23 protein-coding genes are annotated in these 23,169 nt (G+C 74.2%); 3 read left to right on the plus strand and 20 right to left on the minus strand.

The window, feature by feature from the left end; genetic code table 11:
* The first annotated feature begins 59 nt into the window (after window positions 1-59).
* Window positions 60-1,463 carry a xylulokinase gene (xylB, locus tag ACXJKA_RS11980; RefSeq protein WP_456825424.1) on the plus strand — a complete coding sequence of 468 codons (1,404 nt, stop codon included), beginning with the start codon at window positions 60-62 and terminating at the stop codon, window positions 1,461-1,463.
* 58 nt (window positions 1,464-1,521) lie between these two features.
* Here xylB and ACXJKA_RS11985 read toward each other — a convergent pair whose 3' ends face one another.
* The 19 genes from ACXJKA_RS11985 to ACXJKA_RS12075 all read right to left on the minus strand — a co-directional run bounded on the left by ACXJKA_RS11985 (window position 1,522) and on the right by ACXJKA_RS12075 (window position 20,265).
* A complete protein-coding gene (locus ACXJKA_RS11985) occupies window positions 1,522-1,854 on the minus strand; it encodes a histone-like nucleoid-structuring protein Lsr2 (RefSeq protein WP_456825425.1) in 333 nt (110 codons plus the stop codon).
* 68 nt (window positions 1,855-1,922) lie between these two features.
* Complete coding sequence (locus ACXJKA_RS11990; protein ID WP_456825426.1) at window positions 1,923-2,111, minus strand: hypothetical protein; 189 nt, start codon at window positions 2,109-2,111, stop codon at window positions 1,923-1,925.
* Entirely contained in the window at window positions 2,108-3,628 is a 1,521-nt protein-coding gene (gene lysS / locus ACXJKA_RS11995; RefSeq protein ID WP_456825427.1) for a lysine--tRNA ligase, read from the minus strand. The genes ACXJKA_RS11990 and lysS overlap by 4 nt, the downstream gene beginning before the upstream one ends.
* A gap of 56 nt (window positions 3,629-3,684) precedes the next feature.
* Window positions 3,685-4,593: a carboxylating nicotinate-nucleotide diphosphorylase gene (nadC, locus tag ACXJKA_RS12000; RefSeq protein ID WP_456825428.1), complete on the minus strand. Its 909-nt coding sequence runs from the start codon at window positions 4,591-4,593 to the stop codon at window positions 3,685-3,687.
* A 29-nt stretch (window positions 4,594-4,622) separates the two neighbouring features.
* On the minus strand, window positions 4,623-6,350 hold the full coding sequence (locus tag ACXJKA_RS12005; RefSeq protein WP_456825429.1) for an L-aspartate oxidase: 1,728 nt from the start codon (window positions 6,348-6,350) through the stop codon (window positions 4,623-4,625).
* On the minus strand, window positions 6,347-6,787 hold the full coding sequence (gene panD, locus ACXJKA_RS12010) for an aspartate 1-decarboxylase (protein WP_456825430.1): 441 nt from the start codon (window positions 6,785-6,787) through the stop codon (window positions 6,347-6,349). The genes ACXJKA_RS12005 and panD overlap by 4 nt, the downstream gene beginning before the upstream one ends.
* Entirely contained in the window at window positions 6,784-7,698 is a 915-nt protein-coding gene (gene panC / locus ACXJKA_RS12015) for a pantoate--beta-alanine ligase (RefSeq protein ID WP_456825431.1), read from the minus strand. Before panC ends, panD begins: the two co-directional genes overlap by 4 nt.
* Window positions 7,695-8,675 carry a Rossmann-like and DUF2520 domain-containing protein gene (locus ACXJKA_RS12020; RefSeq protein WP_456825432.1) on the minus strand — a complete coding sequence of 327 codons (981 nt, stop codon included), beginning with the start codon at window positions 8,673-8,675 and terminating at the stop codon, window positions 7,695-7,697. The genes panC and ACXJKA_RS12020 overlap by 4 nt, the downstream gene beginning before the upstream one ends.
* Window positions 8,672-10,186: a PH domain-containing protein gene (locus ACXJKA_RS12025; protein WP_456825433.1), complete on the minus strand. Its 1,515-nt coding sequence runs from the start codon at window positions 10,184-10,186 to the stop codon at window positions 8,672-8,674. Before ACXJKA_RS12025 ends, ACXJKA_RS12020 begins: the two co-directional genes overlap by 4 nt.
* Window positions 10,183-10,692: a PH domain-containing protein gene (locus tag ACXJKA_RS12030; RefSeq protein WP_456825434.1), complete on the minus strand. Its 510-nt coding sequence runs from the start codon at window positions 10,690-10,692 to the stop codon at window positions 10,183-10,185. Before ACXJKA_RS12030 ends, ACXJKA_RS12025 begins: the two co-directional genes overlap by 4 nt.
* Window positions 10,693-10,712: 20 nt before the next feature.
* Window positions 10,713-11,207, minus strand: a complete 495-nt coding sequence (locus tag ACXJKA_RS12035) for a DUF3180 domain-containing protein (protein ID WP_456825435.1) — start codon at window positions 11,205-11,207, stop codon at window positions 10,713-10,715.
* The gene (gene folK, locus ACXJKA_RS12040) at window positions 11,204-12,454 is read right to left on the minus strand and encodes a 2-amino-4-hydroxy-6-hydroxymethyldihydropteridine diphosphokinase (RefSeq protein ID WP_456825436.1); all 1,251 of its coding nucleotides are present in this window, start codon (window positions 12,452-12,454) and stop codon (window positions 11,204-11,206) included. The genes ACXJKA_RS12035 and folK overlap by 4 nt, the downstream gene beginning before the upstream one ends.
* Entirely contained in the window at window positions 12,451-13,335 is an 885-nt protein-coding gene (gene folP, locus ACXJKA_RS12045; protein WP_456825448.1) for a dihydropteroate synthase, read from the minus strand. Before folP ends, folK begins: the two co-directional genes overlap by 4 nt.
* Window positions 13,336-13,442: 107 nt before the next feature.
* On the minus strand, window positions 13,443-14,057 hold the full coding sequence (gene folE / locus ACXJKA_RS12050; RefSeq protein ID WP_456825437.1) for a GTP cyclohydrolase I FolE: 615 nt from the start codon (window positions 14,055-14,057) through the stop codon (window positions 13,443-13,445).
* An 8-nt stretch (window positions 14,058-14,065) separates the two neighbouring features.
* On the minus strand, window positions 14,066-16,093 hold the full coding sequence (gene ftsH / locus ACXJKA_RS12055) for an ATP-dependent zinc metalloprotease FtsH (RefSeq protein ID WP_456825438.1): 2,028 nt from the start codon (window positions 16,091-16,093) through the stop codon (window positions 14,066-14,068).
* A 109-nt stretch (window positions 16,094-16,202) separates the two neighbouring features.
* Window positions 16,203-16,757 carry a hypoxanthine phosphoribosyltransferase gene (gene hpt, locus ACXJKA_RS12060; protein ID WP_456825439.1) on the minus strand — a complete coding sequence of 185 codons (555 nt, stop codon included), beginning with the start codon at window positions 16,755-16,757 and terminating at the stop codon, window positions 16,203-16,205.
* Between the two features lie 41 nt (window positions 16,758-16,798).
* Window positions 16,799-17,794: a tRNA lysidine(34) synthetase TilS gene (gene tilS / locus ACXJKA_RS12065; RefSeq protein ID WP_456825440.1), complete on the minus strand. Its 996-nt coding sequence runs from the start codon at window positions 17,792-17,794 to the stop codon at window positions 16,799-16,801.
* On the minus strand, window positions 17,791-18,843 hold the full coding sequence (locus ACXJKA_RS12070; RefSeq protein WP_456825441.1) for a zinc-dependent metalloprotease: 1,053 nt from the start codon (window positions 18,841-18,843) through the stop codon (window positions 17,791-17,793). Before ACXJKA_RS12070 ends, tilS begins: the two co-directional genes overlap by 4 nt.
* A gap of 9 nt (window positions 18,844-18,852) precedes the next feature.
* Window positions 18,853-20,265, minus strand: a complete 1,413-nt coding sequence (locus ACXJKA_RS12075) for a D-alanyl-D-alanine carboxypeptidase/D-alanyl-D-alanine-endopeptidase (RefSeq protein ID WP_456825449.1) — start codon at window positions 20,263-20,265, stop codon at window positions 18,853-18,855.
* Window positions 20,266-20,430: 165 nt separating this feature from the next.
* On the opposite strand from ACXJKA_RS12075, the gene ACXJKA_RS12080 reads away from it, so the two are divergent.
* Window positions 20,431-20,928, plus strand: a complete 498-nt coding sequence (locus ACXJKA_RS12080; RefSeq protein ID WP_370502331.1) for an inorganic diphosphatase — start codon at window positions 20,431-20,433, stop codon at window positions 20,926-20,928.
* 293 nt (window positions 20,929-21,221) lie between these two features.
* Window positions 21,222-22,148 (plus strand): hypothetical protein, encoded by a 927-nt coding sequence (locus ACXJKA_RS12085; RefSeq protein WP_456825442.1) that lies wholly within the window; start codon window positions 21,222-21,224, stop codon window positions 22,146-22,148.
* 158 nt (window positions 22,149-22,306) lie between these two features.
* Here ACXJKA_RS12085 and ACXJKA_RS12090 read toward each other — a convergent pair.
* A partial coding sequence (locus tag ACXJKA_RS12090; RefSeq protein ID WP_456825443.1) for a C40 family peptidase occupies window positions 22,307-23,169 on the minus strand: 863 nt, incomplete at its 5' end.

Here is a 23,169-nt window from a genome sequence, read left to right on the forward strand (position 1 = left end):
CTCCGTCGGGTCCTGACCCGCACGAGTGCGGACGTCGCGGAGCTCCGCGGAGGTAGCTCATGGCTCTCGTGGCCGGTATCGACTCGTCCACGCAGTCCTGCAAGGTCGTCGTGCGCGATGCCGACACCGGGGCGCTCGTGCGCACCGGGCGGGCCTCGCACCCCGACGGCACCGAGGTCGCGCCCTCGTCCTGGTGGGACGCGCTGCAGAGCGCGATCGTCAGCGCGGGCGGGCTCGACGACGTGGCCGCGATCTCTGTCGGCGGGCAGCAGCACGGCATGGTCGCCCTCGACTCGCGCGGCGAGGTGGTCCGCGACGCGCTGCTGTGGAACGACACCCGCTCGGCGCCGGCCGCGCTCGACCTCATCGACGAGCTGGGCGGACCGCAGGCGTGGGCCGACGCCGTCGGCAGCGTGCCGGTCGCCTCGCTGACCGTGACCAAGCTGCGCTGGCTGCGCGACGCGGAGCCCGAGAACGCGGCGCGGGTGGCGGCCGTCGCCCTCCCCCACGACTGGCTCACGTGGCGCCTGGCGGGGTCGACGAGCACCGACGCGCTGACCACCGACCGGTCGGACGCCTCCGGCACCGGCTACTGGTCCCCCGCGACCGAGGACTACCGGCCCGACCTCCTGCGCCTGGCCCTGGGTCACGACGCCGTCGTCCCGCGCGTGCTCGGTCCGTCCGAGGCCGGGCCGTCCACCCCCTCGGGCGCCGTCCTGGGCCCCGGCGCCGGCGACAACGCCGCCGCCGCGCTCGCGCTGAACCTCCAGCCCGGCGACGTCGCCGTCTCCATCGGCACGTCCGGCGTCGTCTCCGCGATCGCGGCCACGGCCACGGCCGACGGCTCGGGTCTGGTGACCGGGTTCGCCGACGCCACGGGCGCCTTCCTGCCGCTCGCGTGCACCCTGAACGCCTCGCGCGTGCTGGACGCGGCGGCGCGGATGCTCGGCGTCGACCACGCGGGCCTGTCGGCGCTCGCCCTGTCCGCCCCCGCCGGCGCGGACGGACTCGTCCTCGTGCCCTACCTCGAGGGTGAGCGGACCCCCAACAAGCCCGACGCCACGGGTGCCCTGCACGGCCTGCGGCTGGCCAACACCACGCCGGCGCACCTGGCGCGGGCGGCGGTCGAGGGGATGCTGTGCGCGCTCGCCGACGGCATCGACGCGTTGCGGGACCAGGGCGTCGCCGTCGAGCGGCTGTTCCTCATCGGCGGCGGGGCGCAGTCCGAGGCGGTACGCGCGATCGCCCCGTCCGTGCTCGGCCTCGAGGTGCGCGTCCCGACGCCCGGCGAGTACGTGGCCGACGGAGCCGCCCGGCAGGCCGCCTGGGTGCTCTCTGGCGCGGCGACCCCGCCGTCGTGGAGCGCCGCCGGCGAGGCGGCCGTGTTCACCGGGGCCCCAGTGCCCCTGGTGCGCGAGCAGTACGCGGCCGTCCGGGAGCTCACCGGGGTGCGCCCGGCCTGACACCGGACATGACGAGAGCCCGGCACGGGGGTGCCGGGCTCTCGTGTGCGTACTGGGGTCAGTGCGCCGCGTCGTACGCGGACTTGACCTCCGCCGAGATGCGCCCGCGCTCGGAGACATGGTGCCCGTGCTCCTTGGCCCACTCGCGGATCGCCTGGGCGTCGCCCGACGACGAACGCCGCCCCCGGACCGCCGTCGACCTCGTCGTCGTGCGTCCGCCGACCTTGCGCGCGTGGCCGACCCACTGGGCGAACGCGTCGCGCAGCTCGCCCGCGTGCGCGGACGTCAGGTCGATCTCATAGGTGACGCCGTCGAGACCAAAAGTGACGGTCTCGTCTGCAGTTCCGCCGTCGATGTCGTCGACCAGCAGGACCTGGACCTTCTGTGCCATTGCTCGCTCCGTATGGCAGATGAACGAAAAAGCTGTCGCGTTCACTATCGCATCGGCGCAATAAGGCGTCAATCGGACGGAGTGGATTCCCCATTAATGACGCGGGCTTCTGCGGCGCGTTCGGCGGCGTCCATTCTGGCGATTGCCTGCCGTTCCGTGCGGTCGGCATTGACCAGCGCGCGGATGGCGAACCAGAACAACAGGCCGACGCCGATCGACGGAAGGAGCGCCGCCAGTGCCGTGAACAGGGGGTTCATGAGTTCTGCGGCTTCACCAGCGGGAACAGGATGGTCTCGCGGATACCCAGTCCGGTGAGCGCCATGAGAAGTCGGTCGATCCCGAGGCCGAGGCCTCCCGCAGGCGGCAACGCGTACTCGACGGCGGTGAGAAAGTCCTCATCGACGCGCATCGCCTCGTCGTCGCCCGCGGCCGCCAGCAACGCCTGCGCCTCGAAGCGCTTCCGCTGGATCACGGGGTCGACGAGCTCCGAATATGCGGTGGCGAGCTCGACGCCGCGCACATAGAGATCCCACTTCTCGACGACGCCCGGGATCGCGCGGTGATCGCGCGTGAGCGGGCTGGTCTCCACCGGGAAATCGCGCACAAATGTTGGCTCGAACAAGTGGTCGCCGACGCGGTCCTCCCACAGCAGCTCGACCAGCTTGCCGTGGCTCACGCGCTTCGGGTCGTACTCGACGTCGAGCCGGGCGGCGAGCGCCTTGAGCTCCTCGAGCGAGGTCTCGGGCGTGACCTCCTGGCCCAGCGACTCCGACAGCGACCCGTACATCGTGAGCTCGGCCCACTCGCCGCCGAGCTCGTACTCCTGGCCGTCGGGGAGGGTGACGACCGTGGTGCCGAGGACGTCCTTGGCGGCCGTCTGCACGAGGTCTCGGGTCAGGGCGGCCATCGTGTCGTAGTCGCCGTAGGACTCGTACGCCTCGAGCATCGCGAACTCCGGGGAGTGCGTGGAGTCCGCGCCCTCGTTGCGGAAGTTGCGGTTGATCTCGAAGACCCGCTCGATGCCGCCGACGAGCGCCCGCTTGAGGAACAGCTCCGGGGCGATCCGCAGGTACAGGTCGATGTCGAAGGCGTTCATGTGCGTGATGAACGGCCGCGCGGTCGCACCGCCGGGCTGCGTCTGCAGCATCGGCGTCTCGATCTCGATGAAGTCGCGGCGGTGGAAGTTGTCGCGCAGCGAGCGCATCAGCGCGGGCCGCTGGCGGGCGGTCTCCCGGGCGGCGGGGCGCACGATGAGGTCGACGTACCGCTGGCGGACGCGCGCCTCCTCGGACAGCTCGGCGCCGTCGAAGAGGTTGGGCAGCGGGCGCAGGGACTTGGCGGCGATCTGCCACTCGTCGGCGAGCACGGACAGCTCGCCGCGGCGCGAGCTGATCACGCGGCCGTGCACGAAGAGGTGGTCACCGAGGTCGACGTCCGTCTTGAACGCGGCGAGCCGCTCCGGCCCGACGGCGTCGAGGCTGAACATCGCCTGCAGCCGGTTGCCCTCGCCGTCCTGCAGCGTGGCGAAGCAGAGCTTCCCGCCGATGCGGACGAACACCACGCGGCCGGCCACGCCGACCTCGTCGTCCGTCTCCTGACCCGCCTCGAGGTCCGGGTGCTCGGCTCGGACCTGGGCGATCGTGTGGGTGCGCGGCACACCCACCGGGTAGGCCTCGACGCCGGCCGCGAGCAGACGCTCCCGCTTCTCGCGGCGGACCCGGATCTGCTCAGGGGCGTCGTCGGGTGCAGGGGTGCTCTGGGGCGTCTCGCTCACCGGACGATCTTACCGGCGGGTCCCTGTGCGCCCGGGCGCGAGCGGTGCATGCTGCGTCACGCGGGCCGCAGCGGCTCGAGGTCGAGAGCCAGGTCCAGGATGGGCGACGAGTGCGTGAGGCCGCCGACCGAGAGGTAGTCGACCCCCGTGGAGGCGACCTCCCGCGCGCGGTCGAGCGTGAGGTTGCCGGTCGCCTCGAGCTCGACGCCGTCGTCCACCGCCCGCACGGCCGCGACGACCTGCGCGAGCAGCGGCGTCGGCATGTTGTCGAGCAGCAGGAACCGCGCGCCCGCCGCGACGGCCTCGAGGGCCTGGTCCAGGGTGTCCGCCTCGACCTGGATGGTGACCTCGGAGAACCGGGCCCGGACGGCCTCCACCGCCGCCGACACGGAGCCCGCCGCCACCACGTGGTTGTCCTTCACCATCGCCACGTCGTAGAGGCCCATGCGCTTGTTGGTGCCGCCGCCGCAGCGCACGGCGTACTTCTCCAGCGCGCGCAGCCCCGGGGTCGTCTTGCGGGTGTCCAGGACCTGCGCGCCCGTGCCGTCGAGGGCGTCGGCCCAGCGCCGCGTGTGGGTGGCGACGCCCGACGCCCGCGAGGCGAGGTTGAGCAGCGTGCGCTCGGCGACGAGCAGCACCTGCACCGGCCCGGTCAGCACGGCCAGGACGTCGCCGCGGGCGACCCGCGAGCCGTCCGGCACGCGCTGGTCGACGGTCGGCACCGGCAGGTCGAGCCGCGCGGCGACCTGGCCGACGACCTCCGGGACGACGACGAGGCCCGCGACGACCCCGTCCTGCCGCGCGACGAGGTCCGCGGCGCCCACCGCGGACGCCGCGATGGTCGACTGCGTGGTCACGTCCCGCCCCGGCGCCGGGCCGAGGTCCTCGTCGAGGGCCGTCGCCACGGTGCGCGCGATCCACGCGGGGTCGAGGCCGGACGGGCTGGCGAGCGGGTGCGGGGTCACGGCGTCACGCTACCTGCGGCGGCGGGGCGTCAGGACAGCGCGGCGCGGCGGCTGACGAGCGCGCCGTCGGCGTCGAGCGACAGCTCCAGGCGCACCCGCCACGACGGCTCGGTCCGGGGGAAGTCGCTGCGGGCGTGACCCCCGCGGCTCTCCTCGCGCTCGAGCGCGGCGGCGGTCAGCACAGTCGCCACCTGGTGCACGTTCGTCGTCTCCCACTCCGCGACCTGGGGCGCTGCCAGCCGGCGGCCCTCGTCGGTGCGCAGGTGGGCGTCGGTGGGCACCGCGGCCAGCGCGGTCGCCGCGCGGCGCAACCCGTCGCCGGAGCGCAKGGGGCCCGGGCCCTCCGACGCGATCCGCTGCACGCGGGCGCGCGAGGCGGCGGCGACCAGCGCCTCGTCGCCGGGGCGGACGACGGGCCCGAGCGGCGTGAGCGCCCCCGCGGCGACCTGCGCGGCGATGTGCCGGGCGGCGCGCGTGGCGAACACCAGGCCCTCGAGCAGCGAGTTCGACGCGAGCCGGTTGGCGCCGTGCACGCCGGTGCACGCCACCTCCCCGACCGCGTACAGGCCGGCCAGGCTGGTGCGCCCGACCAGGTCCGTGGCGACTCCGCCCGAGTGGTAGTGCTGCGCGGGAGCGACGGGGACCAGGTCGGTGGTCATGTCGATGCCGTGCTCGAGCAGCCGCTCGTTGATGGTCGGGAACCGTCGTCGCAGGAAGTCGGCGCCCAGGTGCCGGGCGTCCAGCCACACGTGGTCGGACCCGGTCTCCGCCATGCGGCGCACGATCGCGTGCGCGACCACGTCCCGGGGCGCTAGCTCCGCCATCGGGTGCACGTCCGGCATGAACCGCACGCCGTCCGTGTCCAGCAGCAGCGCGCCCTCGCCGCGCACGGCCTCCGACACGAGGGTCAGCTGGCCCTTCACGCCCGAACCCAGCCAGAGCACGGTCGGGTGGAACTGCACGAACTCCACGTCACCGAGGGTCGCGCCCGCGCGCAGGGCGGCGGCGATCCCGTCGCCGGTCGCCTGCGCGGGGTTGGTGGACGACCGGAAGACCTGGCCGATGCCGCCGGTAGCCAGCACGACCGCGCGGCCCAGGGCGGCGCCGACGCCGTCGCGCTGCCCCTCGCCGATCACGTGCAGGGTCACGCCGCACGCCCGGCCGGGGCGGCCGTCCGCACCCGGCGGGCCGGTGAGGACGTCGAGGACGAGCGCGTGCTCGATGACCTCGATGCCCGGGTCGTCGCGGACCGCCTCGATCTGCGCGACGAGCGCGCGGGAGATCTCCGCGCCGGTGGCGTCGCCGCCCGCGTGCGCGATCCGGTCCGCGTGGTGGCCGCCCTCGCGCGTCAGCGAGATCGACCCGTCGGGCGCGGTGTCGAAGACCGCACCGCGGGCGACCAGCTCGCGCACCCGAGCGGGACCCTCGGTGACCAGCACCTCGACCGCTCGCGGGTCGCAGAGCCCGGCGCCGGCCACGAGCGTGTCCTGCAGGTGCGCGGACGGCGAGTCGGACGGGTCCAGCGCCGCGGCGATGCCGCCCTGCGCCCAGACCGTCGACCCGGACGCGAGCGTGTCCTTGGTGACCAGCAGGACGCGCGGCACGCGGGTGCGCAGCTCCAGCGCGGCAGTGAGACCGGCGATGCCCGACCCGACGACGACCGCGTCCGCCTCGACGATCCACCCGGGCTCGGGCGCGGCGAGGCGGGTGGCCAGCCGGGTGCTGGTGATGGGCGCGGCGCTCGCGACCGCCGTCACCGGCGGGCCGTCGCGAACGGGATGCCGCTGGGTTCCAGGTCGCCCCAGCCGTCGGGGACCTGCCCGGGGTCGTCCCCGAGGTCGGCGATGCGGTTGTCGGCGTCGACCAGCACGACGCGGGGCTCGTAGGCACGCGCCTCGGCGTCGGCGAGCCGCCCATAGGCGATGAGGATCACGACGTCGCCGGGGTGCACCAGGTGGGCGGCCGCACCGTTGATGCAGACCTCGCCGGCACCTCGCTCCCCCGGGATCGCGTACGTGGTCAGCCGGGCACCGGTGGTGACGTCGACGACGTCCACCTGCTGCCCGGGCAGGATGTCCGCGGCCTCAAGCAGGTCGAGGTCGACCGTGACCGACCCGACGTAGTGCAGGTCCGCCTGCGTCACCGTCGCGCGGTGGATCTTGCCGGTCATCATCGTGCGGGCCAGCGTGGTCACGCGCGCACCTCCACCATCGCGTTGTCGATGAGCCGCGTCGTCCCGAGGCTGGCCGCGACGAGCAGCAGGGCCTCGCCGACGAAGCCCGCGGGGACCTCCGCGAACGTCTCCGGGTCCACGAGCGCGACGTAGTCCACGTCGACGTCCGCCAGCTCCCGGCGGGCGGCGGTCCGGATCTCGTCGGCACTGCCCGTGGCCCGAACCGCGCGCGACAGCCCGAGCGCGCGGCGGCGTTCGTCGTCGCTCAGGTACGCGTTGCGGCTGGACAGCGCGATGCCGTCGTCGTCGCGCACGATCGGAGCCGCCACAACGGTCACCGGCACGTCGAGGTCGCGGACCATCCGGCGCACGGCGGCCAGCTGCTGCGCATCCTTGGCGCCGAACAGGGCGACCTCGGGCCGCGTGAGGTGCATGAGCTTGAGCACGACCGTGAGCACGCCGTCGAGGTGGCCCGGCCGGCTGGCACCCTCCAGCACGTCCCCGATCGCCCCCGCGCTCACGCGCACGATCGGGTCGCCGTCGGGGTACACGACCTCGGGACCCGGCGCGAACACGATGTCGTCGGGACCCAGCAGGCCGGGGCCGGACAGCAGCGCGACGTCGCGCTCGAGGTCGCGGGGGTAGGTCGCGAGGTCCTCGGTCGGCGCGAACTGCAGCGGGTTGACGAAGATCGTGACGACGACGGCGTCCGCCAGCTCGCGGGCGCGCGCGACGAGCGACAGGTGCCCGGCGTGCAGCGCGCCCATGGTCATGACGACCGCACGCCGGTACGGGCGCGCGGTGTGGGCCGTCCCCACTCTGCCCGCGGTGCTCTCCGTGCGCGGGACCGCCTGCACGTCCTGCACCGCGAGCGCCGCGGCCAGGGCGCCGCGCGTGTGCACCAGCGTCGGCGTCGTCGTCTGCGTCGTCATTCGTCGTCCTCCTGCGGGTCCGGCCCGTCGTCCACCTGCAACGTCCCGGCGTCCTCGTTGATGCCGTCGAGCAGCTCCTGCGCCGCCGCCGGGCCGATGAGCCCCGCCGCCAGCGCTCGTCCCGTCGCCGAGCGCGCCAGGGCACGGTATCCCGCGACGACGTCGACCGCGCCCGTGGAGGCGGCGAACGTGGTGAGGGCCACACCGTGCTCGCGGACCGTGCCGGCATCGCCCCGGCGCACCGGCCCCGTCAGCGCGGTGATCGCGCCCGCGCCCCCGGCGGACTCCGCGCGCAGCGCGCCGTCGAGCGCGGCCTCGAGGAGCGGGCCGAGCATGCGACCCGGGTCCGCGACGCCGGCCGCCGCGAGCGCCTGCGCCGCCTGCGCGACGAGCACCACGAGGTGGTTCGCGCCGTGCGCCAGGGCCGCGTGGTAGAGCGCGCGAGCCTCCTCCGCCAGCACCACCGGCTCGCCGCCGACCTCGACCACCAGGGCCTGGCCGATGGGCAGCACCGGCCCCGGCGCGGTGACAGCGAACGAGCAGCCGACCAGCCGGGACACGTCCAGCGACGTGCCCGTGAACGTCATCGCCGGGTGCAGCGCCAGCGGGATCACGCCGGCCGCGCGCGCCGGCCCGAGCACGTCGACGCCGAACCGCCCCGACGTGTGCACCACGATCTGCCCGACCTGCCAGGCGCCCACGTCCGCCAGCCCCCGGACCAGGCCCGGCAGGGCGTCGTCGGGGACCGTCAGGAGCACGAGCTCCGCGCGGCGGACGACCTCCGGGATGTCCAGCACCGGGACGCCGGGCAGCAGCGCCGACGCGCGCTCGCGGGAGGCCTCCGAGATGGCGGAGACCGCGACCACCGGGTGGCCCGCGGCGCGCAGCGCGCTGCCCAGCACCGCCCCGACCCGCCCCGTGCCGATCACTCCGACCCCGAGCCGGCCCGGGCGGGACGCCGGGTCCGCTGGGGTCACGAGCCCGGTCCGACCGGCGGCGGCTGCGCGCCGGGCTCAAGCGTCGGCGCGCCCACGGCTCGCATCCACTGCTCGGGCGTGGCCGTCGCGCGAGCGTTGCGCGCTCGCTCCGCCTGCTCGTCGAGGAGCGCGGCCGCCACGCCCGCGTCGAGGTGCTCCACGCGCGGGGCCACCGGTCCGGGCGTCGAGTGCAGCACGAACGACGCGAGCCCGAGACGGCGCTGCACGGGACCCTGCGCGAGGCCCAGCGACTGCGTGCGCTCGTGCGGCACGACGTCGACGCTGCGCCAGAAGCGGCCCGACCGGGTCACCAGCGCCCGCTCGGTGACCCTCACGCCGTGCCGCCGCCAGCCGACGGGGTCGACCCACCGGGCCCTGCGGGGCGCGGACGTGAAGCCGCCGTCGGCGTCCCGGCCCGACAGGGCGGCGTCGATCAGGCCCGCGGGGTCGTCGACGCCCAGGTCGGGCAGCACGAGCCAGAGCGCAGTCAGGGCGTCGCCCCGCGTGGCGACCGGGTGCAGCACGGTGTCCCGCTGCTGCTGGTCGCCCTGGCCGTAGCCCGCGACGTTGATCTCGACGCGCCACCAGTCCGGACCGCGCCACAGCGGGCCCTGCCGCAGCCGGATCGCCTGGACGCGTCCCGGCGGCACCGTCTGGGTGCGAGCCTCCGTGAGGCCGTGCCGCAGTCGTATCCCGTCGGGCGAGATCGCCGCGCGGAAGTTGGCGCCCTGGTTGATCCGGCTCCACACGAACGTGATGCCAGCGAACAGCGGGGCGAGCAGCACGAACGCCGCGCTGATGTCCCGGGACACGATGCCCAGCGTGATCGCGCCCGCCACGAGCAGCAGCAGCCCCGGCACCACGCCGGAGCGCAGGGTGGCCGCGACGAGCCGCCCCATCGGCAGCTCGTACACCTGCCGCTCGGGGGCGACCTCGAACGCCGGCGGCGCCGCGGGGACCGCCTGCGCGTCTTCCACGACGGGCGCCACGGCCGCCGGACGCTGGAGCCCGGCCGCCAGCGCCAGCAGCTCCGCGCGCAGCGCCTCCGCCTCGGCCTCCCGCAGGAACGCCAGCGACACCGCCGACCCGCTGCCCCCGGCCACCTCGAGCTTGAGCTCCGCGAGCCCGACCAGCCGGGCGAGAAGCGGCTGCACGACGTCGACGGCCTGGAGCCGGTCGAGGCGCGCCTGGCGCTGCTGGCGGAAGAGGATGCCGGTGCGCAGGTGGACGGCCTCGTCGGTGACCGCGAACCGCGTGACCCGCCACGCGACCGCGGAGTAGCCGAACCCGATCAGCCCGACCAGGATGATCGACCCGATCAGCGCCAGGAACGCGGTCCCGTGCATGAGGTCGATCGCCTGCTTGAGGTTCTCGCCGATCTGGAACCAGCCGATGGCCAGGACCGCGACGAGCACCTTCCATCCCTTGAGCGCCGGCGTGACCGGATGCATCCGACGCCACCCGGTGACGTCCTCGTCGCGCTCGGTCTCCACGTCCGGTGAGCTGGTCACAGCCCCGCCAGCCGCGCCTCGCCCCGCGATGCCATCCGGTCCCGCAGGCGCGCGGCCTCGTGGGGCGGAAGGCCGTCGATCGACGCGCTCGTCGCCGGGGACGCGGTGTGCAGCTGCACCGAGGCGATCTGGAACCGCCGGGCCAGCGGCCCCGCGTTGACGTCGACGTACTGCATGCGGCCGTACGGCACGACCACCAGCGAGCGGAACATGATGCCGCGCCGCACCAGCAGGTCGTCCGCTCGCTCGGCGTAGGCCATCGCCCGCACCTGGCGCGGCACCAACCAGACGATCCACAGGAAGAACAGCAGGACGACGGCCGGGAACACCCACAACCAGGCGTCGCCGACGAGCACCGCGAGCAGCACGGTCAGCACGAGGATCGGGGTCTGCACGATGGCCGTCGTCGTGAGCCGCGCGCCGACCAGCCGACGCGACACCGGGGTCCAGGTGACGTCGGCGGGGTCGAACGGCTCGCGAGTGCCGGGGACGGCGTCGGAGGTCATGGATCCATCCTCCCACCCGCTCACGGGGCGCTGGGGTCCGCTGCGGGCCGCTCGCTGGCGGCGTCGGCACCAGCCTCGGGCGGCGGCACGCGGCAGAACCACTCGACCACCAGGCCCACGACCGCGAGCACCACGGCACCGCCCGCCGCCACCCCCGCGGCGGCGGCCCGTCCCCCGTTGCCGGGCACGTCGAGGTCGCTGACCAGGGTCAGCACCTGGCCGCCGTACCAGCCGGCCAGGAGCGCGCCCGTGTAGCACGACGCCTTGGCGAGCACCGCAGTGCGGGCCGCGCGGATCGGGTCGAGCGTGGGCCGCTTGCCGTGCAGGAACTGCCGCACCGCCCAGCCCATGGAGAACACGACGGCCGCGATGAGCAGCTCCACCACGACCACCAGCCACGGGACGGAGGGCAGCATGCCGCCGCGACCCGCGACGGCGCGCAGCACGATCCACGTGATCGCGGCGCCGGCGGCGGCGATCAGCAGCAGCGTCTGCCAGCGGGTGCGATGGATCACGCGTCCTGGGCCTCCGGCCGGCCGGTCTGGACCGCACCCGTGTCGTTGCCGGCCGGGATCGGAGCGGTCAGCCAGTCGAGCGCGAGCCACCGGACGCCCTCACGGTCCGGCGCCGTCGCGGCCAGCGCGCCCACCGGCCCGCCGCCGAGGCCCGGCAGCACGGCCTGCGGGTCCAGCTGCGCCCACGGCTGCAGCACGAACGCGCGCTCGTGGGCCCGCGGGTGCGGCAGCTCGAGGTCGTCGGTCACGGCGAGCACCGAGCCGTACAGCACGATGTCGATGTCCAAGGTCCGCGGCCCCCAGTGCTCCTGCCGCTCCCGGCCATGGGCCTGCTCGATCGCCTGGGTGGCGCGCAGCAGCTCCCGCGCGGCGAGGGTGGTCCTCGCGAGCACGACGGCGTTGAGGTAGTCCGGGGACTGCTCCGGACCGCCGACGGCGGCGGTCCGGGCCAGCGGCGAGACCTCCGTGACCTCGATCCCCGGGGTCCCGGCCAGGTCGGTGACCGCCTGGCGCAGCGTCTCCTGCGCGGGACCGAGGTTGGCGCCGAGCGCGAGGACGATCTCGACCGGCTGATCCGGGACCTGGTCCAAGACGTCGACGACCACCTCGCCGGTGACCACCTGCTCCTCCGGCGCGTACGGGGCGAGCTCGGTCGAGGCGTCGGGACCCTCCACCGACAGCGCCCCGGGTGCGGGCGGGCCGGTCGGCACAGCCGCCGCGACGACCGCCCCGCCGGGCGCCGGCGTCACCGGGAAGGTCGCCGTCGCGGTGGGCACGGGCCGGGAGGTCGGCTCCGTGATCGGGCGTGGCCGGTACGGCTCGGCGGCGGGCAGCTTGGACCGGTCGCGGTGGATGGCGACCACGACGTCGCCGAACGGGACGGTGATGGGCGCGTTCGGCTTGTGCACGGCGACGTCGACCGCCTGCACGATGCCCGAGGCCAGCACGGTCGCCGCGATGCGCTCGGCCACGGTCTCGATGAGGTCGACCGGCTCGCCCGACAGCACGGCGGCCACCTGCTCGGCCAGCTCGCCGTAGTGCAGGGTGTGCGCGAGGTCGTCGCGGGCGGCGGCCCGACGGGTGTCCAGGTGGACCACGATGTCCGCGACGAACGTCTGCCCCTCCCGGCGCTCGTGCTCGAACACCCCGTGGTAGCCCATCGCGGTGATGCCCGTCAGCCTGATCTGGTCGAGCCGGCGCCCGCTGGCGTCCAGCGCGTCGTGCCGGCTCTCGTCGTCCGTCGTCACCGCGTGCTCCCTCCGGTTCTCGCGTCCTCGTCCACGGCCAGCTCGTCCTCGATCGGGTCCTCGGTGGCCCCACCGCCCGCGCTCCCGTGCGCACCCTCCCACGCCGCGGCGACACGCACGGCGTCCGCGGAGCCGGGCACCTCGTGCACCCGCACGCACCAGGCCCCCGCCGCCGCCACCAGCGCGGACACGGCCGCGGTGGCACGGTCGCGCGCGAGCGGTGGCGCGGGTGCCCCGTCCGGGCCTGCCAGCAGGTGCCCGAGGAACCGCTTGCGGCTCGCGCCGACCAGTACCGGGAAGCCGTCCGCCACCAGCTCCGGGAGCCGCGCGAGCAGCGGCCAGTTGCTGGCCCCCGACTTGGCGAAGCCCAGACCCGGGTCGAGCACCACCTGCTCGTCGCGCACGCCCGCCGCCCGCAGCGCGGCGACGCGCGCGGCGAGCTCGCGTCGGACGTCCGTCACCACGTCGTCGTAGTCGTCGAGGTCGTCCATGACGTCGGCGTGCCCGCGCCAGTGCATCGCCACGTAGACCGCGCCCGACTCGGCGACCGCCTCGTACATCTGGTCGTCGGCCAGGCCGCCCGAGACGTCGTTGATGATCGCGGCACCCCGCTCCACCGCCTGCCGGGCGACGACCGCGCGCGTGGTGTCGACGCTGACCGTGGCGCCGCGCGCGACCAGCTCCTCGATCACGGGCAGCACCCGGGCCAGCTCGTCGTCGACCGCGACCCTCCGGGCGCCGGGGCGCGTCGACTCACCGCCGACGTCCAGCAGGTCCGCGCCCTGGTCGAGCAGCTCGAGGCCATGCGCCACCGCCGCGCCGGGCGTGAACCAGCGACCGCCGTCCGAGAACGAGTCCGGGGTGACGTTGACGACGCCCATGACGAGCGTGCGCCGCAGGTCGTGCAGACCCGCCGGCAGCGGTGCCGGGCGGGCGGAGGGGCCGGGGCCTGTCACGGTGCCGAGCCTAGGGTGTGCCGGCGGGGGCGTCAGCGGCCGAGCACGAGGCTCATGGCCTCGGCCCGGGTGGCGACGTCCCGCATCTGCCCGCGCACCGCGGAGGTCACCGTGCGGGAGCCCGGCTTGCGGACCCCGCGCATCGACATGCAGAGATGCTCGCACTCGACGACGACGAGCACGCCGCGGGGCTCCAGCTCCGCGACCAGGGCGTCGGCGATCTGCGACGTGAGGCGTTCCTGCACCTGCGGGCGGCGCGAGTACACGTCGACCAGCCGGGCCAGCTTGCTCAGGCCCGTGATGCGGCCGTCGACCCCCGGGATGTAGCCGACGTGCGCGACACCGTGGAAGGGCACCAGGTGGTGCTCGCACGTGGAGTACACCTCGATGTCCTTGACCAGCACCATCTCCTCGTGGCCGAGGTCGAAGGTGGTGGTCAGCACGTCGGCGGGCTCCTGGTACAGGCCCGCGAAGATCTCGCGGTACGCCCGCGCCACCCGCGCCGGCGTCTCCTTGAGGCCCTCGCGGTCGGGGTCCTCGCCCACCGCGATCAACAGCTCGCGGATGGCAGCCTCGACGCGGTCCTGGTCGTACTCCCCCACTGCGGTGCCGTGCGTGTGCACCGGCCCGATCGTCCCGTCCGCCATCGTGGTCCCTACGCGTCCGGGGTCTGCGACGGCGGCACCTGGATGATGTGCTCCCCCGGGAACCCGAAGGCCTCGGCGGCCTCGTCCTCGGGGATGATCGGGTGGCCGTTCAGGGCCGCCTTCTCCGCGGCCGTCATGACCGGCGGCCGGTCCGAGACCGCGCGCTGCTCGCTCGAGAGCCACACCTGGCGCGGCGGCCGCTTGGTGATCGGCTCGAAGATCTTGGCGAGCTGCTCCTGGTTGAGCGTCTCCTTCTCGAGCAGCTCGAGCACGAGCGCGTCGAGCACGTCGCGGTACTCGACCAGGATCTCCCACGCCTCGTCGTGCGCCCGCTCCATCAGCGAGCGGACCTCGAGGTCGATGGAGGCGGCGATGTCCTCGGAGTAGTCGCGCCCGTGGCCCATGTCGCGGCCCATGAAGACCTCGCCGGAGGCCTGGCCGAGCTGGATCGCGCCGAGCCGGGCGCTCATGCCGAACTGCGTGACCATCTTGCGGGCCGTCGCCGACGCCTTCTCGATGTCGTTGCTCGCACCCGTCGTCGGGTCGTGGAACACGAGCTCCTCGGCCACGCGACCGCCCATGGCGTAGGACAGCGTGTCCAGCAGCTCGTTGCGGGTGGTCGAGTACTTGTCCTCGGTGGGCATGACCATCGTGTACCCGAGCGCGCGACCGCGCGGCAGGATCGTCACCTTGGTGACCGGGTCGGTGTACCGGAGCGCCGCCGCCACCAGGGCGTGGCCGCCCTCGTGGTACGCGGTGATCTTGATCTCCTTGGAGTTCATGATCCGCGTGCGCTTCTGCGGGCCCGCGATGACGCGGTCGATCGCCTCGTCCAGCGTGTGGTCGGTGATGGTCGCCTGGCCGGTGCGCGCGGTGAGCAGCGCGGCCTCGTTGAGCACGTTGGCCAGGTCCGCGCCGGTGAACCCGGGGGTGCGGCGGGCGACGACGTTGAGGTCGACGTGCGGCGCCATCGGCTTGCCCTGCGAGTGCACCTGCAGGATCCGCTCACGACCCTTGAGGTCCGGCGGATCCACGGCCACCTGGCGGTCGAACCGGCCGGGGCGCAGGAGCGCGGGGTCGAGGATGTCGGGGCGGTTGGTGGCGGCGATGAGGATGACGTTCGCGTTCGCGTCGAAGCCGTCCATCTCGACCAGCATCTGGTTGAGGGTCTGCTCGCGCTCGTCGTGCCCGCCGCCCATGCCGGCGCCGCGGTGGCGGCCGACGGCGTCGATCTCGTCGATGAAGATGATCGCCGGGGCGTTCTCCTTGGCCTGGTYGAACAGGTCACGGACACGGCTGGCGCCGACACCGACGAACATCTCGACGAAGTCCGAGCCGGAGATCGAGTAGAACGGCACGCTCGCCTCACCGGCGACCGCGCGGGCGAGCAGCGTCTTGCCGGTTCCGGGAGGGCCGTACAGCAGCACGCCCTTGGGGATCTTGGCGCCGACGGCCTGGAACTTGGCCGGCTCCGCGAGGAACTCCTTGATCTCCTGGAGCTCCTCGACCGCCTCGTCGACACCCGCGACGTCCGAGAACGTGACCTGCGGGGACTCCTTGTTGACCAGCTTCGCCTTCGACTTGCCGAAGCTCATCACCCGCGAGCCGCCGCCCTGCATGTTGGACATGAGGAACCAGAAGATGCCCAGGATGATGACGAACGGCAGCACCAGCCCGAGCAGGCTGCTCCACCACGAGGTCTGCGGCACGACGGACGTGTAGCCCTTGTCCAGGTCCGCGTCCGCGATCGCGTTGACGACGGACTCGCCCTGCGGCACCACGTAGTTGAACTGGACCAGCTTGCCGAGGTTCTTGTCGTCCTTCTCGAAGTCCGCCTTCAGCGTCAGGTCGACCCGCTGGACACCCTCCGTGATCTTCGCCTGGTCGACCTTGCCGTCCGCGAGCAGCGTGATGCCGTCGGACGTGTCGATCTTGCTGATGCGCGGGGAGGCGAGCGTGGAGGCGCCGATGTACAGCAGGATCACGGCGATGATGACCCACAGGATGGGGCCTCGTGCTAGTCGCTTGACGTTCATGGGCGATCGGGGCAGGGCCCCTCAACCTCCGCTCGCGGGACTGGTGGCCTCGAAGTTACACGGAGTTCCTGAGGGAACCCGACCGTGTTCACCGAGGGCGCACTCGCGCTCAGGCGCCGTAGACGTGGGGGGCGAGGGTGCCCACGAACGGCAGGTTCCGGTACTTCTCCGCGTAGTCCAGGCCGTAGCCGACGACGAACTCGTTCGGGATGTCGAAGCCCACGTAACGGACGTCGACGTCGACCTTGGACGCCTCGGGCTTGCGGAGCATCGTCGCGATCTCGACCGTGGCCGGGCCGCGCGAGCGCAGGTTGGACAGGAGCCAGGAGAGGGTCAGGCCCGAGTCGATGATGTCCTCGACGATGAGCACGTGCCGGCCGGTGAGGTCCGCGTCGAGGTCCTTGAGGATCCGCACGACGCCCGAGGACTTGGTACCCGAGCCGTACGACGAGACCGCCATCCAGTCCATCTGCACCGAGTGGTGCAGGCGCCGGGCCAGGTCGGCCATGACCATGACCGCGCCCTTCAGGACGCCGACGAGCAGCAGGTCCTTGCCCTCGTAGTCGGCGTCGATCTTCGCCGCGATCTCGTCGAGCCGCTGGTGCAGCTGCTCCTCGGTGAGGAGGACCCGCTCGAGGTCGTCGCCCATGTCCGCAGGGTCCACCGAAGTTGCTCCTCTTGATCCACGTACCCGGCTGGCTCCCGCTACGACGCGGGGGCCGGGCCCAGAGCAAGCCTGCCACACGCCCGGCGGGCCGCGACTCCGCCCGGCAGCGCGACGGCACCCTGTCCGTGCCAGTCCGTGACCAGCGCGTCGACCGCCAGCACGTGCGCGCGATGGAGCGCCCCCGCCGGGCTTCCCGCGGCGACGGCGGCGGCCCGCAGCGCGCGCGTGCGCAGCGCAGCCGGGGCGTGCGCGAGGACGTCGAGGTCGAGGCCCTCGTCGGTGCGCGCGGCGTCGAGCAGCTCGCCCGCCAGCACGTCCAGCACGTCGGCGTCCTCGCGCAGCTGGGCCGCCGTGCGCGCCAGCGCCTCCGCGACGCCGGGGCCGAGCACGCGCTCGAGCGTCGGCAGCGCCTCGCCGCGGACCCGGCTGCGCAGGGCGGAGTCGGGGTGCTCGTGGTCGTTGGTCGGGTCCTGCCAGGGGCGCAGGCCGAGCGCCGCGCAGACCGCCACGGTGTCGGCCCGGCGCAGCGCGAGCAGCGGGCGTCGGAACCGTCCGCGCACCGCCGGCATGCCCGCGAGCGCCCGCGCGCCCGAGCCACGGGCCAGGCCCAGCAGCACGGTCTCGGCCTGGTCGTCGAGCGTGTGGCCCAGCAGCACGGCGGCGGCACCGCGCTCGTCGGCCACCCTCTCCAGCGCCGCGTAGCGCGCCGTCCGGGCGGCGGCCTCCCCGCGCCCGTCGACCTCGACCCGGACGACCTCCGCATCCAGGCCGAGGGTCCGGCAGGCCGCCGCGGCCTCGTCGGCAACCTGCCCCGACCCGTCCTGGAGGCCGTGGTCGACGACGATGCCCAGGGCGCGCCAGGCGGGCCCCCGACGCGCGGACCGCTGCGCCACGAACGCCGAGCCCGCCGCGAGTGCGAGCGAGTCCGGTCCACCCGAGCAGGCGACCAGCACCAGCGCGTCGGGGGGCAGGTCCGCGACCGATGCCGCGACCGCCGAGCGGACCGCGGCGACCGACGGGGCCGGACCGCTCACCCGTGCACCCGGCGCACCCATGCCCGCGGGTCCGAGATCTCCTGGGGCTTCGGCAGGTGCTCCGCCGACGTCCACACGGCGTTGAGGCCGGCCAGGCCGACGTCCTTGCGCACCGCCCGGACGAACGCGGCGCCGTCGCGGTACTGCGCGAGCTTGGTGTCGAGGCCGAGCAGCCGCCGCAGCACGCGGTCGAAGCCCTTCGCCTTCGCGGCCTCGTCGCGGCGGGTCTCGAACGCCTTGCGGATCTTGCGGACGCTCGGCACCACCCGCGGCCCGACCTCGTCCATCGCGACGTCGGCGTGCCCCTCCAGCAGCGACATGACCGCGCCGACCTCCTCGAAGACCTCCCGCTGGCGGGCGGAGAGCAGGTCGAGCACGCCCACGCCGTCGTCGKCACCCGCCGCCATGGCGCGCGACACCGCCCGCACGAGCTCGCCCACGCGCGGGACCAGCGCCTTGTCCGCCGCGAGGTCGCCCATGAGCTCGCCCGCCCGGCCCCGCAGGTGCTCCGCCAGCCAGGGTGCCGCCGCGAACTGCAACGCGTGGGTCTGCTCGTGCAGTGCGACCCAGAGCCGGAAGTCCGACGGGTCGACCCGCAGCCGGCGCTCGTGGTGCAGCACGTTGGGCGCGACGAGAAGCAGGCGCCCGCGGCCCTCGCGCGCCGTGAACGGGTCGAACTGACCGAGGACCTTGCCGGACAGCAGCGCGAGGACGCCGCCGACCTGGACGGCGGCCGCCGCGCGGGACGCGTTGCTCGTCTCGCTCGTCGCGAGCGGCCCCGTCATCGCCGCGAACGTCTCCGCGTTGGCCCGCGCCCAGCGCGCGCGGTCGACGACGACCACGCGGGAGACCTCGGCGGGCGGGGTGCCGTCGACGGCCTCCAGCCCGGTGATGCGCGAGGCGTGGACGGCGGCGCGGCCCGCGGCGTCGCGCAGCTCGTCGACGAGCGCGACCAGCTCGTCGCGGCCGGCGAGGGGTCCGGGGGCGGCAAGCCGTCCGGCGATGCGGGCGGCAAGGTCCCAGTCGACCGGTCCTTCGGGGGTCTCCACCCGGTCAAACTAACCGCAGCCGCAGCCCGACAGCGCGGTGACGAACGAGTCGATGGCGGCGCGCGGCGCCCACTGGCCACCGTCGGGCGTCGCGTCCGCCAGCACGACGAACACCAGCTGGCGCGCGTCGGCGTCCAGGACCGTCCCCGCCAGCGCCGTCACGTGCGGCAGGCTGCCGGTCTTCGCGCGCACCAGGCCGCGGGCGCTCGACTGCGTGTACCGGTCGCTCAGGGTGCCCGTCAGGCCCCCGATCGGCATGCCCGTGGCGACGTCGCGCAGCACACCGTGCGCGGGGTCGGTGGCCAGCCGCAGCAGGCCGAGCAGGAGGTCGGGCGGCAGCACCGAGCCCGCGCCGAGGCCCGACGCGTCGACCAGGTGCGCGCCGTCGATATCGATGCCCTCCACCGACACCGCGTGCAGCACCGCGGTCGCGCCGCCCTCGAAGCTGGGCGGCAGGCCCTCGTGGATGGCGACCAGCCGGCTGACCACCTCCGTGATCGTGTTGTCGGACGTGTCGAGGAAGTGGTGCACGATCCCGTCCAGCGGCGCGGACTGCACGACGCCGATCTCGCGCCCGCCGTCGGGCGCGACGGTCCGGGTGGGCGTGCCGTCGACCGCGATGCCCGCCTCCGTCAGCCGCTGCGCGAACACCTTCGCCGCCGCGAGCGACGGGTCCGGGTAGCGCGGGGGGTACTCGCCGGGCTTGATCTTGGCAGTGTCGACCGCGAGCGCGGTGACGGGTGCGACGAACCCCGCGGCGATGTCCGCCGTGTTCCACGTCGGGCTCAGGGACGGCCCGGTGAACAGGTAGTCGTCGAACCCGAGGCTCACCGTGCCCACGCCCTCGAGCTGCAGGGCCTTCGCCACCTGGGCGGCGAGGTCGGCGAGGCCCGCGTGGCCCTCGACGGCCGTCGGGTCGCCCGCGCCCGCGGCGAGCATCATGTCTCCCCCGCCGACCAGCACGATGCTGCTGCCCGACCCGCGCACGACGCTCGTCGGCAACGTGACGTCCGGGCCGAGGGTGTCCAGCGACGCGATGGCCGTGACCAGCTTGGCCGTCGACGCCGGGGTCCGGCCCTGCTCCGGCACGTGACCCGCGAGCACGTCGCCCGTGAGCTGGTCCGCGACGACCACGCCGACGCTCGCACCCATCCTGGGGTCGGCGACGAGCCCGTCGACGAGCGCCTGGACGGCGGGGTCGCCCGGCACGGGCGCCTGCGGATCGAGGTCGGTGAGCGCCGGGACGGTCGTCGTCGGGTCGACCGCACCGGGAGCCGTGGGGAACGGCAGGGGCTCGGGCGGCGCCTCCTCGAGGGTCACCATGCCCGGCACCACGTCGTACGCGTCGGCCGTCACGTACGCCGCACCTGCCAGGATGACCACGAGCAGGCCCGTGCCGACGACCCTCGCCGCTGTGGCCATCGTCACCCGCCCCGCTCGATCCGTCGCGGGACGCCCCGCCCCGCGGTGCGTCAGACTACTGTCCGAGACAAGGGCGCCCCCGACACCTCGGCGCGCCGCACGACGAGTGTCGCGCGACCGACGGTCCCGGATTCCGGGCGCGGACGTGGGCGGAGGAGAGCTGCTGTGGAGTTCGACGTCACGATCGAGATCCCGAAGGGTCAGCGCAACAAGTACGAGGTGGACCACGCGACGGGGCGCATCCGCCTCGACCGGATGCTGTTCACCTCGACGCGCTACCCCGACGACTACGGCTTCATCGAGGGCACCCTCGGCGAGGACGGCGACCCGCTGGACGCGCTGGTGCTGCTCGAGGAGCCGACGTTCCCCGGCTGCCTCATCCGTTGCCGGGCCCTCGGCATGTTCCGCATGCGCGACGAGGCCGGCGGCGACGACAAGGTCCTGTGCGTGCCCACCGGTGACCAGCGGGCCGCCTGGCGCCAGGACATCGACGACGTCTCCGACTTCCACCGCCTCGAGATCCAGCACTTCTTCGAGGTCTACAAGGACCTCGAGCCCGGCAAGTCCGTCGAGGGCGCCCACTGGACGGGCCGCTCGGAGGCCGAGGCCGAGATCGAGCGCAGCCGCCAGCGAGCCATCGACACGAACTACTACGCCCACTGAGCCGCCGGCTCTAGCTCTCCTGCTTTCCCCGCAACGTCCGCACATTCGAGCGTCCCGACGCCTGATTGTGCGGACGTTGCGCATTCCAGCCCCTTGCGTCCGCAGATTCGGTCGTCCCGGCGCTCGAATGTGCGGACGTTGTGGACCGGCTTGCTCCTGCTCTCGAGACGCCCCCAGGGCCGGTCATCCGCAGCCTCGTCCACGGATCCGCCCCCGTCGGGTCCGTGGCTGCGGCGGGGCGCCACGCTCGCTCGATGTCGTCCTCGCCAGATCGAGCCCGCCGACGGTGTGCCGTGGAACAGCTGGCCGACCGTCAGGCGGGCGTGGTCGCGCGGTCGCAAGCGCTCGCTGTCGGCGTCACTCCGTCGCACCTCAGGGCGGAAGTCGATGCCGAGCGGTGGCGCCCGGCCGGCCGGCGCAGCCTCGTCGTGCGGCCCTCCACCCGCGACGACCGAGCGGACTGGTGGCTCGCCGTGCTGGAGTGCGCACCGCAGGCCGCTCGCGGCGTCCGGCCCCGCGCGGCCCTCGGAGGTCTCAGCGCTCTCCAGGCAGCAGGACTCGAGGGCATCGCCGGGGACGGCCTGGTCCACGTCTGCGCGCCGAAGTCGTCCCACCCGATGGTGACCGCGTCCGACGTCCGCCTGCACGAGACGCGACGCTGGCGGGACGACGACGTCATTGGCGCGGGCATCCCGCGCACGAGGCCGGAGGTCGCGACCATCCAGGCGGCGCTGTGGGCTCGCACCGACCGGGAGGCGGCGCTGCTGCTCGTCGCGCCCGTGCAGCAGCGGCTGACCAGCCCGAGCGCCCTGTCCGATGTGCTGGACCGCGTCCGCCGGGACAAGCGGCGCACGCTGCTCCGGGCCGTTCTCGGAGACGTGGCAGACGGTGTCCGGTCGTTGAACGAGCTCGACTTCGCCGCGATGTGCCGCCGTCGGGGGCTGCCCGAGCCTGACCGCCAGTCCGTCGTCGACCATCCTGGCGGGCGGTCGTACCTCGACGTGCGGTGGCGACGATGGCGCGTGGTGGTCGAGATCGACGGCATCGGCCACCTGCGGCTCGACCGATGGGTCGACGACAGCCTTCGGCACAACGAGATCGCGTTGGGCGGAGAGATCGTGCTCAGGGTGCCGAGCCTCGGTCTCCGCCTGGACCCTGAACGCCAGCTCGACATCGTCGAGCGCGCGCTCCGCAAGGCGGGCTGGCGCCCAGCACTCTGACGTTCAGCCCCGCAACGTCCGCACGATCAAGCGTCCCGACAACCGAATCTGCGGACGTTCCGGTCGGGGTGATGCGGACGTCCGCATGTTCGAGCGTACGGACGATCGAATGTGCGGACGTTGCGGGATCAGGCGGGGGGAAGGCCGGGTGGCCGGTGCTAGGGGCGGCCGGCGTAGGGCATCGTGCTGCCCCAGCGCATGGAGGTGACGCGGAGGGGGTCGCCCGGCTTGGACGCCTCCATGATCTGGCCGTTGCCCGCCCAGATGGCCACGTGGTAGATCGCGTCGGCGTTGTTCGGGTCGGTGGACCAGAAGACGAGGTCGCCGGGGCGCAGCTCGTTGTAGCTGATCTTGAGGACCTGCTTGTACTGGTCGCGCGTGGTGCGGGCGAGGTTGACCCCCGCGGTGCGCCAGGACGTCATGGTCAGGCCGGAGCAGTCGTAGCCCGCGGGACCGACGCCGCCCCAGATGTACGGCAGCCCGATCTTGGTCTTCGCCCAGGCCAGGGCGGCCGCGCCCCCTCCGGCCGAGCCGCGCGACGTGCCGGTGCCGAGGCCGTACCTCGGCGGGGCCGGGGTGGTCGGGGGCGGCGTGGTGACGGGCGGCGGCGGCGTGGTGACGACCGGCGGCGCGGTGGTGACGGGAGGCGCGGTCGTGACCGGCGGCGCGGTCGTGACGGGCGGCGTGGTCGTGGCGGGGGGCGCGGTCGTGGCGGGAGGCGTCGTCGTGGCGGGAGGGGTGGTCGTCGACCCGCCGCCCGAGGACGACGAGCCACCGGTGGCCGGGGGCGGCGTCGCGACGACCGGCGCCGGCGGGGGCCGCAGGGCCGCGGCCCGGGCGGCCGCCTCCTCGCGATCGCGGCGCTGCTGGTCGAGGAAGTCCTGGCGCTGGCGCTCGACGTCGGCGCTGGTCTGGCGGGCCGCGGCGAGGGCCGTGATGAGGCCGTCGCGCTCGGCCGCCGCAGCGGTCTGGGCGGCCTGGGCGTCGGTCTGCGCCTGCTCGGCGGCGGCGAGGGCGTCGG

Source organism: Cellulomonas sp. P5_E12, assembly GCF_054049315.1.